This window comes from Streptomyces lothianensis, from assembly GCF_047779955.1.
GTDB lineage: Bacteria > Actinomycetota > Actinomycetes > Streptomycetales > Streptomycetaceae > Streptomyces.
In genome coordinates this window covers 184,826-197,718 of sequence record NZ_JBLMKT010000029.1, presented here as the reverse complement: position 1 = coordinate 197,718, position 12,893 = coordinate 184,826, and the positions used below count along the sequence as shown (strand labels likewise).

Sequence of the window (12,893 nt, the reverse complement as noted above, 5' to 3'; positions counted from 1 at the left end):
AGGAGGGGATCGGGTCGATCCGCAGGGGGTACCGCCGATCGGGCGGTGAGCGCCATTCTAAAGGGAAAGCAAAGTATGGCGGCCGTAAGGGATCACTCGTCCGCGCAGCTCGTCCGCGCGGGTCGAGCCTTGCCCACCCGCGTACGGACCGGTGACCGGCCGCACGCGTCAGCCCCCGAGCGGCTTCACCCACCGCCGCCACTGATCCTCGCGCGCATAGCCACCGGCCGCCCACGCCCGCTGCCCGGTCCCGTTCCGCTCCAGGACCATCGCATCGGCCCGCCGCCCGCCCAGCGCCACGAACCGCCCCTCGGCCGCCGCGAGCAGCGCCGAGCCGATGCCGCGGCGCCGGCGCTCCGGGTGCACGGCGAGGCGGTAGAGATGGCTGCGCCAGCCGTCGAAGCCGGCGATCACCGTTCCCACGAGATCCCCGTCGAGCTCCGCGAGGAACAGCGCCCCGGGGTCACGCTCCACGAGCCGTTCCACCCCCGCGCGGTCGTCACTGATGCTGGTGCCCTCGGCGGCCGTCTTCCAGAAGGCCAGTACGGCGTCGAGGTCGGCGGGGGTCGCGGTGCGGATCTGTACGTCGCTCATGCGCGCATCCCACCACCGGCCGGCGCGCCCCGGCCAGCGGATTCCGCGATACGGACACGCCCGCCACCCGCGCTCGGTCCCCGCTCGAGCCGCCCGGCGGCGAGCCGGGCACCACCGCCGTCCCTACTCGTGCGCGATGGCCGCGAGGACGTTCATCCGCGCCGCCCGCGCCGCCGGAAGGAGCGCCGCCGCCAGACCGACGACGATCGAGCCGAGCACCACCGCGATCATCGTGCCCCAGGGGATCGCGAGCGCCGTCATGCCTTCGAGCGCGAGCACCTGCTGCACCGCCACGCCCCACACCAGGCCGAGGGCGATCCCGAGCAGCGCCCCGAAGACCGAGATCACCACCGACTCCAGGCGGATCATCCAGCTCAGCTGCCGCCGCGCGAGCCCGATCGCGCGCAGCAGACCGATCTCGCGGGTGCGCTCGACGACCGACAGCGCAAGGGTGTTGACGACGCCGAGGATCGCGATGACGATCGCGAGGCCGAGCAGTGCGTAGACGAGGTAGAGCATCACGGCGATCTGGCTGCGGATCAGCTCCTTGTAGTCCGCCTGGTCGCGCACCTGCACCTGTGGATACGGATCGAGGGCCTGCTCCAGGCTCGTGCGCAGCTCGGCGGGGTCGACGCCGGAGCTCGCGTTGAGGTACACCGCCGAGTCCTGGCCGTCCGGCACATACCGGTCGGCGGTGTCGAACCCGAGGAAGATCCCGCCCTCCGGGGCGAACGCGCCGCTGCCCGGCAGATCGGTGAGGGCGCCCACGGTCAGCGTGGCCCGCTGCCCGCCGGGGAACCGGGCGGGCAGCTCGTCGCCGAGCCGCACACCGTGCTCGGCGGCGAACGCGTGGTCCAGGCCCAGATGTCCGGGCGCGAGCGCCGCGTCCGTGCCGCCCGCCGTGTAGTCGACCTTCGCCACCTCGTCGAGACCGGGCTCGTAGGCGGAGGCCGTGGACTCCACCCGCCTGCCGTCCGGCAGTTCCAGCGCGATCGGCACGAACCGCTGCCGTACGACGGTGCCGACACCGTCCGCGCCCTTCGCCGCTTCCGTGACCTCCGCAGGGAACGGCATGAACGCGCGGTTCTGCACCACGAAGTCCGCGCCGAGCTGGCGGTCGATCTGCTCGTCGAAGGACTTGGTCATCGACGCGCTCGCCACGGACAGGCCGCCCACCAGGGCGAGACCGACCATCAGCGCGGCGGCCGTCGCCCCGGTGCGGCGCGGATTGCGCAGCGCATTGCGCTGGCTCAGCCGCCCCACCGAACCGAACAGCGCCGGGAACGCGCCGCCGAGCACCCGGATCACCGGCCGTACGAGCAGCGGACCGGAGATCACGGTGGCGATCAGCGTGAGGATCACGCCCAGCCCGAGCAGCGAGGCCGCCCCCGCACTGTCCTTCGCCAGCGCACAGCCGACGAGCGCCGCGGCACCCGCCGCCCCCACGACCGAGCCGACGATCGCACGGACCGTCAGCGGCCGCCCCAGGCCCGTCACCTCGATGTCCGCGAGCGCCGCCATCGGAGAGACCCGGGCGGCCCGCCGCGCCGGCAGATACGCCGCGAGGAAGGTGACGCCCACCCCCACCGCGTACGCGATGACGGGCGTCGTCCAGCCGATCACCATCTCGGTGGCCCTGAGGTTCATCCCCAGCAGGCCCATCAGCTCGATCAGCCCCGCGGCGAGCCCGATCCCGGTGGCGAGGCCGAGCGTCGAGCCGACCACACCGAGCAGCAGCGCCTCGGCGAGCACCGAACGACGCACCTGGCGGCGGTCCGCCCCCAGAGCGCGCATCAGCCCCAGCTCGCGGGTGCGCTGCGCGATGAGCATCGAGAAGGTGTTGACGATCAGGAATATGCCGACGAGGACCGCGATCCCGGCGAAGCCGAGCATGACGTACTTGATGATGTCGAGGAACCCGCCGAGCTCCTCGGCGGCCGACTTGGCCTGCTCGTCCGCCGTCTTCAGCTCGTAGGTGCCGCCGAACTCGGCCGCCAGACTGCGCTTGAGCTGCTCGTCACTGACGCCCGGCGCCGCGTCCACGGCGATCGCGGTGGCCTTGCCCGGATCGCCGAGCAGCTTTTGCTGCGCTGTCCGAGTGTCCAGGAACACCAGTGCGGCACCGGGGTTGGTGGTGGTGAACGTGGCGATGCCGACGATCTCCACCTCGAACGAGCCCGGCCCGGCGAGCACGGTCAGCCGGTCGCCGATCCCGAGGTTCTTCTTTTCGGCGGTGTCCGAGTCGAGCAGCGCCTCATCCGCGCCGGACGGCGCGCGGCCCTCGGTCAGCTCGACCGGGCTGCGTTCCGTCACGTACCAGTTGGTGGCGATCGTGGGCGCGCCCGTCGTCGGGCCGACCGGTTCGTTCTCCGCGTCGACGACGGTGATGTTCTCCACGCCGACGTCGACATGGGTGCCGGCCACGCCCGCCACCGAGGACGCCCGCTCGGCCAGCTCGGCCGGGACGGTGGGCACCCGGCCGGTGGGCAGGCCCTCGGAGATCTCCTCCTTGGCGGAGATGGTGACATCGGCGGAGGTCGAGGCGAAGAGCCGGTCGAAGGTACGGGTCACCGTGTCGGAGAAGATGAGGCTGCCGGCGACGAACGCCACGGAGAGGATCACCGCGAGCGCCGAGAGGAACAGGCGGCCCTTGTGGGCGAAGAAGCTGCGCAGCGTTGCCTTGAGCACGGCCGGGTCAGTCCTTCCGGGCGGAGTCGCCGGGCCGGTCGCCAGGCCCCTCGCCAGGGGGCTCGCCCGAGTGTCCGCCGGGGGGCTCCGAGGAGGGCGCGGCGGTGGGGTCGGCGGAGGCCTCGGCGGAGCCCTCGGCGGGCTGGCCACCCAGCGTGTCGAACCGCTTCATCCGCTCCAGGACCGCCTCGGCCGTGGGCTGCTTCATCTCGTCCACGATCCGCCCGTCCCCGAGGAAGAGCACCAGATCCGCATGGGCGGCGGCCCCCGGATCATGCGTGACCATGACGACGGTCTGCCCCAGTTCGTCCACCGCCTCGCGCAGGAAGCCCAGTACCTCCAGGCCCGCGCGCGAGTCCAGATTCCCCGTCGGCTCGTCCGCGAAGATCAGCTCCGGGCGCGAGGCCAGCGCCCGCGCACACGCCACCCGCTGCTGCTGGCCGCCGGAGAGCTGCGCGGGCCGGTGCTTCAGCCGGTCCCGCAGGCCGAGCGTGTCGATCACGCGGTCCAGCCACTCGGCATCGGGGCGGCGCCCCGCGATGTCCATGGGCAGGGTGATGTTCTCGCGCGCGTTCAGCGTCGGCAGCAGGTTGAAGGCCTGGAACATGAAGCCGATCCGGTCCCTGCGCAGCCGGGTGAGCTCCCGCTCCCGCAGCGAGGTGATCTCCGTGTCCCCGAGCCAGACCTGCCCCGCGGACACCGAGTCGAGCCCGGCGAGGCAGTGCATGAGCGTCGACTTGCCCGAGCCCGAAGGGCCCATCACCGCGGTGAACCGGCCGCGCGCGATGTCGACGTCGACCGCGTCGAGCGCGAGCACGGTCGTCTCGCCCGAGCCGTACGCCTTGGTCAGACCCCGCGCCCTGGCCGCGATACCGGCCGGCTTCGCGAGATCGGTGAGATGTGCTCCTGACGGTGTGGACAAGGCCGCCTCCCGGGCTCCGGGCCGTCCGACTGCGCTACGGGGCCCGAGAGTAGCGGCGTCGCACCGGCATCCGGTATCCCTCCGAAGTCGGGCGCGCCAAACGGGTGTAAGGGACACGCGAACCGGGTGCCCGGGCGCCCTTGCCGGTGCTAGCGCTCTGGCGCTAGCTTGAGGGTATGCCGAAGACTCAGCTCAACGTCCGGGTGGACGAGGAGACCGCCAGGGTCGCCCGTGAGCGCGCCCTGGCCCGCGGGATGAGCGTCAACCGCTATATCGAGGAACTCGTCCGCCACGACGTCGGTGAACAGGGCCGCGCCTTCGTCGAGTCGGCCGCCGACTTCATGAAGAGCTACGAGTCCGTGTTCGCCGAGGAGTTCGGCACGGAGCGCGCCCGGCCTTGACCCTGAAGATCGACCTCGCATGGCTCCTCATGGTCGCCGAGCAGCGGACGCCCGGCGATCCCCAAGTCACCGACTGGGGCGCCCTGGTGGCCGCCGTCAGCCGCCACGAGGCGGAGATATTCGGCGTCCCCGTCTACGAGGACGCCCCCCAGCGTGCCGCCGCTCTGCTGCAGCAGCTCCTGCACATCCCGGCCCTCGAACGCTCCAACGCGATGTTCGCCTGCGCCGTGGCATACGCCTATCTCTTCGCGAGCGGCCTGAAGCCCGCCATCTCCGCCGAACAGGTCCGCGATCTGGCCCGCCTGGTGAAGACCGGCGAGGCGGACATCCGGGCGATCGCCGAAGAACTGCGCGGATGGAGCCAGAGCTAGCGCACCCTGCATGCCCCGCCCGCTCAGGGCGTGGCGCGTTGCTGCGCGGAGCGGGCGGCGGCTCGGCTTAACGTCGCCGCATGAGCAACGACATCAGTGCACTTCTCGAGGCGGCCGGGGAGCGGGTGGCCGTCGTCCTGGACGGTATCGACGACGGCATGCTGGACGCGCCCACGCCCTGCAGCGAGTACGACGTACGGGGCCTGCTGAACCATCTGCTGCACGTCACCGTCCAGTTCCAGGCGCTCGCCGCCAAGCGGACACCGGACTTCACCGCCACCCCCGACTACGTGGCCGACGAACCCGACTGGCGCGGGCTCTTCGCGAAGGAGCGCGCACAGCTCGCGGCCGCCTGGGCGGCGCCCGGCGCGCTGGAAGGCGCCACCGGCCTCAGCGGCCTGCCGGCGACGACCGTCGCGCGCATGATCCTCGGCGACTACGTGGTGCACGGCTGGGACCTGGCCCGGGCCACCGGCCGGCCCTACGAGCCCGCCCCGACGTGCTCGCGGACATCCACCCGTCTGGGCCGGGCTCGTGCCCGAGGGGCGCCGGAAGGGCGCCTTCGGCGAGGCCGTCCCGGTACCGGAGGGCGCCTCGCCCCTCGACACCCTCCTCGCGCTGACCGGCCGTGACCCGCGGTGGACTCCGCGCTGACTCCGTGCTGGGGCCGCGAAAGGCTGTTTCACTGATCCGCCGGAGACCCCCTACGAGGACTTGAGGGCCGTGCCGAGCACGCAGTACGAGGTCGGCAGGCGCAGCCGGGACGGCGGGATCAGGAAGGCCCGGGACGCGGTGATCGCGAAGCCCGCCTCCCGCAGCGAGGCGAGCGGTGCACGGCCGACGTGGCAGCCGCCGAACAGGCGCGGCCACACCGTCGCGTCCAGGCCGCGCTGCAACGCGACCATGGCGCGGCTCTCCGGCGCCCGGCCGTGCTCGAAGAACCGCAGCTCACCGTCCGGCCGCAGCACCCGGTGCGCCTCGGCCAGGGCCCGCGGCACGTCGCGCACACTGCACAGGACCAGGGAGAAGACGGCCGCGTCGAAGGCCTCGCTCTTGACCGGCAGCGCCTCCGCCGCACCCGGCACCACATCCACCGGCACCTCGGCCCGCTGCGCCGCGTCGGCCGCCAACTGCCGCAGATGGCGCTCCGGTTCGATGGCCACGACCTCGGAGACCGCCGGGGGATAGTGGGCGAAGTTCAGCCCGTTGCCCGCGCCGATCTCGATGACGCGGCCGCTCAGACCGGACAGGAGTTCCCTGCGGTGGGCGGCGATGAGTTTCTCCGCCGCGAGGCTCTGCTTCGCGTAGAAGCGCGCGAAGACCGGGTGGTGCACGGCGTCCTTGGGCACGGATGTGGAGCGCGACGGCATACTGCCTCCTCGGCCGGCGGGTGCGTCACTTCCGATTCTCCCCCTTCGGGCCCTGGAATCCGCCCGCGCGCCAGGCGCGCCTCAGTCGACGAAGCAGAACTCGTTTCCCTCGGGGTCCTCAAGCACCTGGAAGTCGCCGTGCTCATCGGTCACGACCGTGCCGACCCGGCGCGCCCCGAGGGACTCGGCCTCGGCGACCGCGGCGGGCAGCGCGCCCGCCTCGACGTCGAGATGCAGCCGGTTCTTCACGGTCTTCCCCTCCGGAACGGCCTGGAAGGCGATCCGGGCGAACCCGGGCACGTCGATGTACGACCAGTCCGGCGAGCGGTCCACCGGCTCCGCGTCGAGCAACGCGGCCCAGAACCGGACCAGTCGGGTCGGATCGGTGCAGTCGAAGACGATTTCCTGGATACGTGCGCGCATGGCCGCCAGCTTACGGGCCCGGGTACGGGTACCCGTACGCCGACGGTCGGGTACTCAGGCCTGACGGGGGCCTGCTGGGCTGACAGGTCCTCAGGCCCGGTGGCTCCCCTCGGACCTGACGGTCACTCAGGCGTGGCGGGTGTCGCTCCGCCAGGCGTCGGCCTGTCGGCTGCCGCCCGCCGGCTGCCGCCGAGCCGTGGCGCGAGCCAGGACGCGGCCCGGGCACGGAAGGCGGCGGGGGCGAGCGCTCCCGCGCCCGCAGGGAGCGCGCCGAGCAGCGGGGCCTCGGCGGCCACCGGGAGATCGGCGATGTTGCAGCGCTCGGCGAGCCCCGGCTCGGCCGGCATGCTACCGATGACGACACCCTCCTGCCGCAGCCCGCGCGCCCGCAGCGCCTCGGCGGTCAGGGCCGTCGAGTTGAGCGTGCCGAGCCCGGCCGGGCTGACCACGAGGACCGGTGCGCCGAGCAGCCGGGCCGCGTCCGCGAGTGTGCCGCCCGCCTCGTCGAAGCGGACGAGCAGCCCGCCCGCGCCCTCGACCAGGACCAGATCGTGTGCGGCCGCCAGCTTCTGAGCCGCCTCGGCCGTCCGAGCGGGCGTGACGGGGGTCAGTCCCGCGCGCCGCGCCGCGGTCTCCGGTGCCAACGGCTCCGGGTAGCGGGCGAGTTCGAGTCCGGTCACCGGCCCCGCGAGACGCACCACCTCGGCGATGTCGCCCGCCTCGCCCGGCCCCACACCGGTCTGGGCGGGCTTGAGTACCGCGACCGAGCGGTCGGCGGCGAGGGCCACCGCGGCGAGCGCCGCCGTGGTGACCGTCTTGCCGATCTCGGTCCCGGTCCCCGTGACGACCAGGACCCCGTCCACGAGCCTGTCCCCGTACGGATCCATCTCAGCCTTCCCGCGCCGCCGCGAGCACCGCACGGCAGATCCGTGCGACGTCCGCGTCACCGGTGACGTACGGCGGCATCGTGTACAGGAGGTTGCGGAAGGGCCGCAGCCACACCCCCGCACGGACCGCCGCGCGGGTCGCCGCGCCCATGTCCACGTCGTGGTCCAGTTGCACGACCCCGATTGCGCCGAGGACCCTCACGTCCACGACACCTGGCAGCGCGGCCGCGGGTGCCAGGCCTTCGCGCAGCCCGTGCTCGATGCGCTTCACCTCGGCCCGCCAGTCCTGTGCGAGCAGCAGACCGATCGAGGCGCAGGCCACGGAGGCGGCCAGCGGATTGCCCATGAACGTCGGGCCGTGCGCGAGTACCGGCACCTCGCCGCGCGAGATGCCCTCGGCGACGCGTGAGGTGCACAGGCTCGCCGCCAGCGTCAGATAGCCGCCGGTCAGCGCCTTGCCCAGACACAGCACATCGGGTGTGACCCCCGCATGTCCGGCTGCGAACAGTTCGCCCGTGCGGCCGAAGCCCGTCGCGATCTCGTCGAAGACGAGCAGCACGTCGTGTTCGTCGCAGGCCTCGCGCAGCACCCTCAGATACGCGGGGGAGTGGAAGCGCATCCCGCCCGCGCCCTGCACCACCGGCTCCACGATCACCGCGGCCGTCTCGGCGGCGTGCCCGGCGATCGTCGCGCGCAGCTCGCGGGCATACGCCTCGTCGAACTCGGTCGGCGGGGCGGGCGCGAAGATCTGCCGGGGCAGCGCACCCGACCACAGCTCGTGCATCCCGCCCTCGGGATCGCAGACCGACATGGGATGCCAGGTGTCGCCGTGGTAGCCGCCTCGCCAGGTCAGCAGGCGCCGCTTCTCCGGGCGGCCCAGCGAGCGCCAGTACTGCAGGCACATCTTCTGGGCGACCTCGACCGAGACCGAACCGGAGTCGGCGAGGAAGACATGTTCGAGACCTTCGGGCGTGATGTCCACGAGCAGTTTGCTCAGGCGGACGGCGGGCTCGTGGGTGAGCCCGCCGAACATGACATGGCTCATCCGGTCCAGCTGGCCGCGGGCCGCCTCGTTGAGGACCGGGTGGTTGTAGCCGTGGATCGCCGACCACCACGACGACATCCCGTCGACCAGCTCCTCGCCGCCCGCGAGCCGCAGCCGCACCCCGCTCGCCGATTCGACGAGCAGGGGCTCCTGGCGGCCGGGCATCGGCCCGTACGGGTGCCAGACATGGCGGCGGTCCAGGTCGAGGAGCCGGTCGGGGCCGAGGTCCGTCGGCCGGTCCGGGCCGAGGCTTGTCAGCGGGTTGGGGCCCCTGAGCGGGTTGGGGCCAGTGAGTGGGTCGTGTCCCGTGAGCGGGCCGGGGCCGGGCTCAGGCATTGGGTGCGAGGTCCGTTCCGGCGCCTCGGCGGCGTACGGCGACGAGATCCGTACGGGCCCCGGGTGCGGCGGTCTCCGCAGGGGCGGAGGTCTCCGCGGGGACGGCGGGCTGCTCGGCCTGCGCCTCCGTACTGCCGCACGGCCCGCAGCCGCCACCGTGGGAGCCGCAGCCCGACGCGTCCGCACCGCCCGATCCGGCAGCCTCTTCATCGTGCGAACCGCAGCCGGAGCCCGCGGCGTGCGAGCCGCAACCCGCCAGTGCATCCGCCCGGTGCTCGGGCAGCGTCGTGGTGTCCGTGCCCTCCACCTCGAAGCCGGCGTCCGCGATCATGTCCAGGTCGGCCTGGCCCGCCTGTCCCTCACTGGTCAGGTAGTCGCCCAGGAAGATCGAGTTGGCCAGGTGCAGCGCGAGCGGCTGCAGCGAGCGCAGATGGACCTCGCGCCCGCCCGCGAGCCGCACCTCGACGTCCGGGCAGACGAAGCGCACCATCGCGAGGATCCGCAGCGCGCGCTGCGGTGTCAGGTGCCACTCCTTGGCGAGCGGGGTGCCCTCGAAGGGGATCAGGAAGTTCACCGGCACCGAGTCCGGATCGAGCTCGCGCAGCGAGAAGACCACGTCGACGAGGTCCTCGTCGCTCTCGCCCATGCCCGCGATCAGCCCCGAACAGGCCGAGAGCCCCGCGGCCTGCGCCTGCTGCACGGTGTCCACCCGGTCCGCGTACGTGTGGGTGGTGGTGATCTCGCCGTAGGTGTTCTCGGAGGTGTTGAGGTTGTGGTTGTACGCGTCGGCGCCCGCGTCCCGCAGTCGTCCCGCCTGGCCCTCGGAGAGCAGGCCGAGGCAGGCGCAGACCTCGACGCCCTCGTTCTGCTCCTTGATCGCTACGATGGTCCTGGACACCCGGTCCACATCGCGGTCCGTGGGACCGCGCCCGCTCGCCACCAGACAGACCCGCTTGGCGCCGCCCGCGACGCCCGCCGCGGCGGCCTTCGAGGCATCCTCGGGCTTCAGCCAGGTGTACTTGAGGATCTCGGCCTTCGAACCGAGCCGCTGCGAGCAGTACGAGCAGTCCTCGGGGCACAGGCCCGACTTCAGGTTGACGAGGTAGTTCAGCTTCACCCGGCGCCCGAACCACTGGCGCCGTACCTTGCCCGCGGCCGCCACCACGTCGAGCAGATCGTCATCGGAGGTGGCCAGCACGGCGAGTGCCTCTTCGCGGGTCGGCAGCTCGCGCCGTAGCCCCTTGTCCACGAGCGTGTTCAGCAGGTCCATGAGTGCAGATCCTCGCCTACGCGCCCACCCCCGGCCAAGTAGGAACCGCACAACAGTGGTCCTGTCAGGTGTGGGTATTGCCACATGCTGACCTCGGTCGTGGCCGGTTAGGGTCTGTTGACTGCCGACAAAGACGAACGCCACTCTCCCGAGCGCGCATACGGCGGCACGCCGCACGCTCCCGAGCACCAGAGGACGGCCGGATGGACACGCAAGGGCACGCCCACGACGACCCCTTCGGCTGGCTCGACGAGCAGGCCGAGCTGCGCCGTGGCGCCGGACTCGTCCGCAAGCTGCGCCCGCGTCCCGCCGAATCGCCGCTGCTCGACCTGGCGAGCAACGACTACCTGGGCCTGACCCGCCACCCCGAGGTCGTCGAGGGCGCGGAGCGCGCCGCCCGTACGTGGGGGGCGGGCGCCACCGGTTCCCGCCTGGTCACGGGCACGACCGAACTGCATGCCCGACTCGAGCGGGAACTCGCCGAATTCTGCGGATTCGAGGCGGCCCTCGTCCTGTCCTCCGGCTACGCGGCCAACCTCGCCGCCGTCACCGCGCTCGCACCGCACGGCAGCCTGATCGTCTCGGACGCCGGCAACCACGCCTCACTGATCGACGGCTGCCGTCTCGCCCGCGGCACCACCTCGGTCGCCGCACACCGCGACCCGGAGGCGGTGGCCAAGGCGCTCGACGGCCACCAGGGCCCCGCGCTCGCCGTCACCGACTCGGTCTTCTCCGTCGACGGCGACCGCGCACCGCTGGCCGAACTCGCCACCGTATGCCGCGCGTCGGGTGCTGCCCTGCTCCTGGACGACGCGCACGGCCTCGGGGTGCTCGGCGACGGCGGCCGGGGCGCCGCGCGGGCCGCGGGCCTCGCGGGCGCGCCCGATGTGGTCGCCACCCTCACCCTGTCCAAATCGCTCGGCAGCCAGGGCGGTGCGGTCCTCGGACCGGCCAAGGTGATCGAGCACCTGGTGAACACGGCCCGTACCTTCATCTTCGACACCGGCCTCGCCCCCGCCGCCGCCGGTGGCGCGCTCGCCGCCCTGCGGCTCCTGCGCCGCGAACCCGCGCGGGCCGCACGCGCCCGCGAGGTCGCCACCGCGCTGCACACGCGCCTGACCGCGGCGGGCCTGGAGGCGGTACGCCCCGACGCGGCCGTGGTCTCCGTACGGGCGCCCTCGCCGGACGAGGCGGTCAAGTGGGCCGCCGACTGCCGTGCGGCCGGGCTGCTCGTCGGCTGCTTCCGGCCGCCGTCCGTGCCCGACGGCATCTCACGGCTCCGGCTCACCGCCCGCGCCGACCTGACCGGGGCGCACATCGAGAGCGCGGTGCGGACGATCGCCCGCACCGCGCCGTAGCACTGTTCGTCGTAGCGTTGTCCGCTGTGGCACCGTTCTCCCGTGGTGGCGCCTGCTCGCCGTGCGGCCTAGAACCCCTCGCCTCGGACGGCGTCGAGGAAGGTGTTCCAGGCCGCTGGTGCGAAGAGCAGCGCGGGACCTGCCGTGTTCTTCGAATCGCGGACCGCGAGCAGACCGGAACCCGGCCCGTGTCCGGGTTCCGCCGTCTCCACGCAGTTGTTCATCCCGGTGCTGCGGCTGCTGCGCCGCCACCGGAGGTCGTGCCCGGCTCCGTTCAGAGAGGTACTGGACGGAACGTGCCGAGGCAGTGCTGTCATCGTGCCTCCTTACGCGCCATCACCGATCCCGGTGATGTATTCCAGGCTGTCCTCGGTGGAAAGGGCCTGCTCCTGAAGGGCCGTGAAGGCTTCGGAGTAGGCCCTGAGGTCTTCTTTCCGCTCCAGGTAGAGGCTACTCGTCAAATGGTCGAGAACAACCACATCCAGATCAGCAATGTTCGGAAACGAAAAAATTAGAAAGGGGCCGGTGATGCCCACGTGCCCACCCGCCGCGAAGGGCAGTACCTGCAGCGACACATGCGGCAGTCGTGCCACCTCCGCCAGCCTGCGCACCTGCCGTCCCATGACGCCGTAGCCGCCCACCGGCCTGCGCAGCACCGCCTCGTCGAGGACCGCACTCAGCTCCAGCGGCGGCTGCGAGCGCAGCACGTCCTGCCGTGCCAGCCGCACCTGCACGAGCTCGTCGACCTGCCCGGGCGGCAGCCCTCCGAGCGCAGCCCGGGTCACCGCCCTCGCGTACTCGGGCGTCTGCAGCAGACCGGGCACCACCGCGGTCTCCAGCGTCCGGACCCGGCAGGCCTGCGCCTCGAGCGAGATGAAATCGCGGTACGCGGGCGGCAGCAGCCCCTTGTACGCGTGCCACCACTGGTGCCGCGCCGCGCCCTCGCCGTCGGCCCCGGACAAGGCCTCCAAGAGCGCCCGCAGTTGGGGATCGCGCACCTCGTAGATGTCGAGCAGCAGCCCCACGTCCGCAGGTTTGGCGCTGCTCGCCCCGGTCTCGATGCGGCTCACCTTCGACTGGTGCCAGCCGGCGAGCCGCGCCACCTCGCCGCTGGTGAGCCCCGTGCGGTCGCGCAGCGTACGCAGCTCGGCGCCGAGTTTGCGGCGCCGAACCGCGGGCCCGTACCTCATGCCCGGCTCCTTCCGTGCCAGGGGGTGTCCGGCGGATC

14 protein-coding genes are annotated in these 12,893 nt (G+C 72.5%); 4 read left to right on the top strand and 10 right to left on the bottom strand.

The window, feature by feature from the left end:
- Window positions 1–168 precede the first annotated feature (168 nt).
- From ACLF6P_RS09890 to ACLF6P_RS09880, 3 genes are all read right to left on the bottom strand, one after another.
- Window positions 169–594, bottom strand: a complete 426-nt coding sequence (locus ACLF6P_RS09890; protein WP_415949563.1) for a GNAT family N-acetyltransferase — start codon at window positions 592–594, stop codon at window positions 169–171.
- A 123-nt stretch (window positions 595–717) separates the two neighbouring features.
- Window positions 718–3,282, bottom strand: coding sequence for an ABC transporter permease (locus ACLF6P_RS09885; RefSeq protein ID WP_415949562.1), 2,565 nt, complete (start codon window positions 3,280–3,282; stop codon window positions 718–720).
- Window positions 3,283–3,289: 7 nt separating this feature from the next.
- Entirely contained in the window at window positions 3,290–4,204 is a 915-nt protein-coding gene (locus ACLF6P_RS09880; protein WP_415949561.1) for an ABC transporter ATP-binding protein, read from the bottom strand.
- Between the two features lie 176 nt (window positions 4,205–4,380).
- On the opposite strand from ACLF6P_RS09880, the gene ACLF6P_RS09875 reads away from it, so the two are divergent.
- The 3 genes from ACLF6P_RS09875 to ACLF6P_RS09865 all read left to right on the top strand — a co-directional run bounded on the left by ACLF6P_RS09875 (window position 4,381) and on the right by ACLF6P_RS09865 (window position 5,608).
- A complete protein-coding gene (locus tag ACLF6P_RS09875; protein WP_415949560.1) occupies window positions 4,381–4,605 on the top strand; it encodes an antitoxin in 225 nt (74 codons plus the stop codon).
- Entirely contained in the window at window positions 4,602–4,976 is a 375-nt protein-coding gene (locus ACLF6P_RS09870) for a fic family toxin-antitoxin system, toxin component (RefSeq protein WP_415949558.1), read from the top strand. Before ACLF6P_RS09875 ends, ACLF6P_RS09870 begins: the two co-directional genes overlap by 4 nt.
- A gap of 80 nt (window positions 4,977–5,056) precedes the next feature.
- Window positions 5,057–5,608: a TIGR03086 family metal-binding protein gene (locus tag ACLF6P_RS09865; protein WP_415949557.1), complete on the top strand. Its 552-nt coding sequence runs from the start codon at window positions 5,057–5,059 to the stop codon at window positions 5,606–5,608.
- Between the two features lie 72 nt (window positions 5,609–5,680).
- On the opposite strand, the gene ACLF6P_RS09860 is transcribed toward ACLF6P_RS09865, so the two are convergent.
- From ACLF6P_RS09860 to bioB, 5 genes are all read right to left on the bottom strand, one after another.
- Window positions 5,681–6,346 carry a class I SAM-dependent methyltransferase gene (locus ACLF6P_RS09860; RefSeq protein ID WP_415949555.1) on the bottom strand — a complete coding sequence of 222 codons (666 nt, stop codon included), beginning with the start codon at window positions 6,344–6,346 and terminating at the stop codon, window positions 5,681–5,683.
- Between the two features lie 81 nt (window positions 6,347–6,427).
- Entirely contained in the window at window positions 6,428–6,769 is a 342-nt protein-coding gene (locus ACLF6P_RS09855; RefSeq protein WP_415949553.1) for a VOC family protein, read from the bottom strand.
- Window positions 6,770–6,891: 122 nt separating this feature from the next.
- Window positions 6,892–7,656, bottom strand: coding sequence for a dethiobiotin synthase (gene bioD / locus ACLF6P_RS09850; RefSeq protein WP_415949552.1), 765 nt, complete (start codon window positions 7,654–7,656; stop codon window positions 6,892–6,894).
- Between the two features lies 1 nt (window position 7,657).
- A complete protein-coding gene (locus ACLF6P_RS09845) occupies window positions 7,658–8,866 on the bottom strand; it encodes an adenosylmethionine--8-amino-7-oxononanoate transaminase (RefSeq protein ID WP_415949720.1) in 1,209 nt (402 codons plus the stop codon).
- A 163-nt stretch (window positions 8,867–9,029) separates the two neighbouring features.
- Window positions 9,030–10,307, bottom strand: a complete 1,278-nt coding sequence (gene bioB, locus ACLF6P_RS09840) for a biotin synthase BioB (RefSeq protein WP_415949551.1) — start codon at window positions 10,305–10,307, stop codon at window positions 9,030–9,032.
- 203 nt (window positions 10,308–10,510) lie between these two features.
- Here bioB and ACLF6P_RS09835 point away from each other — a divergent pair, with 203 nt between their 5' ends.
- Complete coding sequence (locus ACLF6P_RS09835) at window positions 10,511–11,665, top strand: 8-amino-7-oxononanoate synthase (protein WP_415949549.1); 1,155 nt, start codon at window positions 10,511–10,513, stop codon at window positions 11,663–11,665.
- Window positions 11,666–11,733: 68 nt separating this feature from the next.
- On the opposite strand, the gene ACLF6P_RS09830 is transcribed toward ACLF6P_RS09835, so the two are convergent.
- Both ACLF6P_RS09830 and ACLF6P_RS09825 read right to left on the bottom strand, forming a co-directional pair.
- Window positions 11,734–11,982, bottom strand: a complete 249-nt coding sequence (locus tag ACLF6P_RS09830; protein ID WP_415949547.1) for a DUF397 domain-containing protein — start codon at window positions 11,980–11,982, stop codon at window positions 11,734–11,736.
- Between the two features lie 9 nt (window positions 11,983–11,991).
- Window positions 11,992–12,855: a helix-turn-helix domain-containing protein gene (locus ACLF6P_RS09825; RefSeq protein WP_415949545.1), complete on the bottom strand. Its 864-nt coding sequence runs from the start codon at window positions 12,853–12,855 to the stop codon at window positions 11,992–11,994.
- Between the last annotated feature and the right edge of the window lie 38 nt (window positions 12,856–12,893).

What these genes read in the sequence shown, in the direction of transcription:
- ACLF6P_RS09890 (WP_415949563.1), bottom strand. Translation starts at nt 594, where the DNA reads ATGAGCGACGTACAGATCCGCACCGCGACCCCCGCCGACCTCGACGCC.
- ACLF6P_RS09855 (WP_415949553.1), bottom strand. Translation starts at nt 6,769, where the DNA reads ATGCGCGCACGTATCCAGGAAATCGTCTTCGACTGCACCGATCCGACC.
- ACLF6P_RS09825 (WP_415949545.1), bottom strand. Translation starts at nt 12,855, where the DNA reads ATGAGGTACGGGCCCGCGGTTCGGCGCCGCAAACTCGGCGCCGAGCTG.
- ACLF6P_RS09865 (WP_415949557.1), top strand. Translation starts at nt 5,057, where the DNA reads ATGAGCAACGACATCAGTGCACTTCTCGAGGCGGCCGGGGAGCGGGTG.
- bioB (WP_415949551.1), bottom strand. Translation starts at nt 10,307, where the DNA reads ATGGACCTGCTGAACACGCTCGTGGACAAGGGGCTACGGCGCGAGCTG.
- ACLF6P_RS09845 (WP_415949720.1), bottom strand. Translation starts at nt 8,866, where the DNA reads ATGCCCGGCCGCCAGGAGCCCCTGCTCGTCGAATCGGCGAGCGGGGTG.
- ACLF6P_RS09830 (WP_415949547.1), bottom strand. Translation starts at nt 11,982, where the DNA reads ATGACAGCACTGCCTCGGCACGTTCCGTCCAGTACCTCTCTGAACGGA.
- ACLF6P_RS09835 (WP_415949549.1), top strand. Translation starts at nt 10,511, where the DNA reads ATGGACACGCAAGGGCACGCCCACGACGACCCCTTCGGCTGGCTCGAC.
- ACLF6P_RS09875 (WP_415949560.1), top strand. Translation starts at nt 4,381, where the DNA reads ATGCCGAAGACTCAGCTCAACGTCCGGGTGGACGAGGAGACCGCCAGG.
- bioD (WP_415949552.1), bottom strand. Translation starts at nt 7,656, where the DNA reads ATGGATCCGTACGGGGACAGGCTCGTGGACGGGGTCCTGGTCGTCACG.
- ACLF6P_RS09860 (WP_415949555.1), bottom strand. Translation starts at nt 6,346, where the DNA reads ATGCCGTCGCGCTCCACATCCGTGCCCAAGGACGCCGTGCACCACCCG.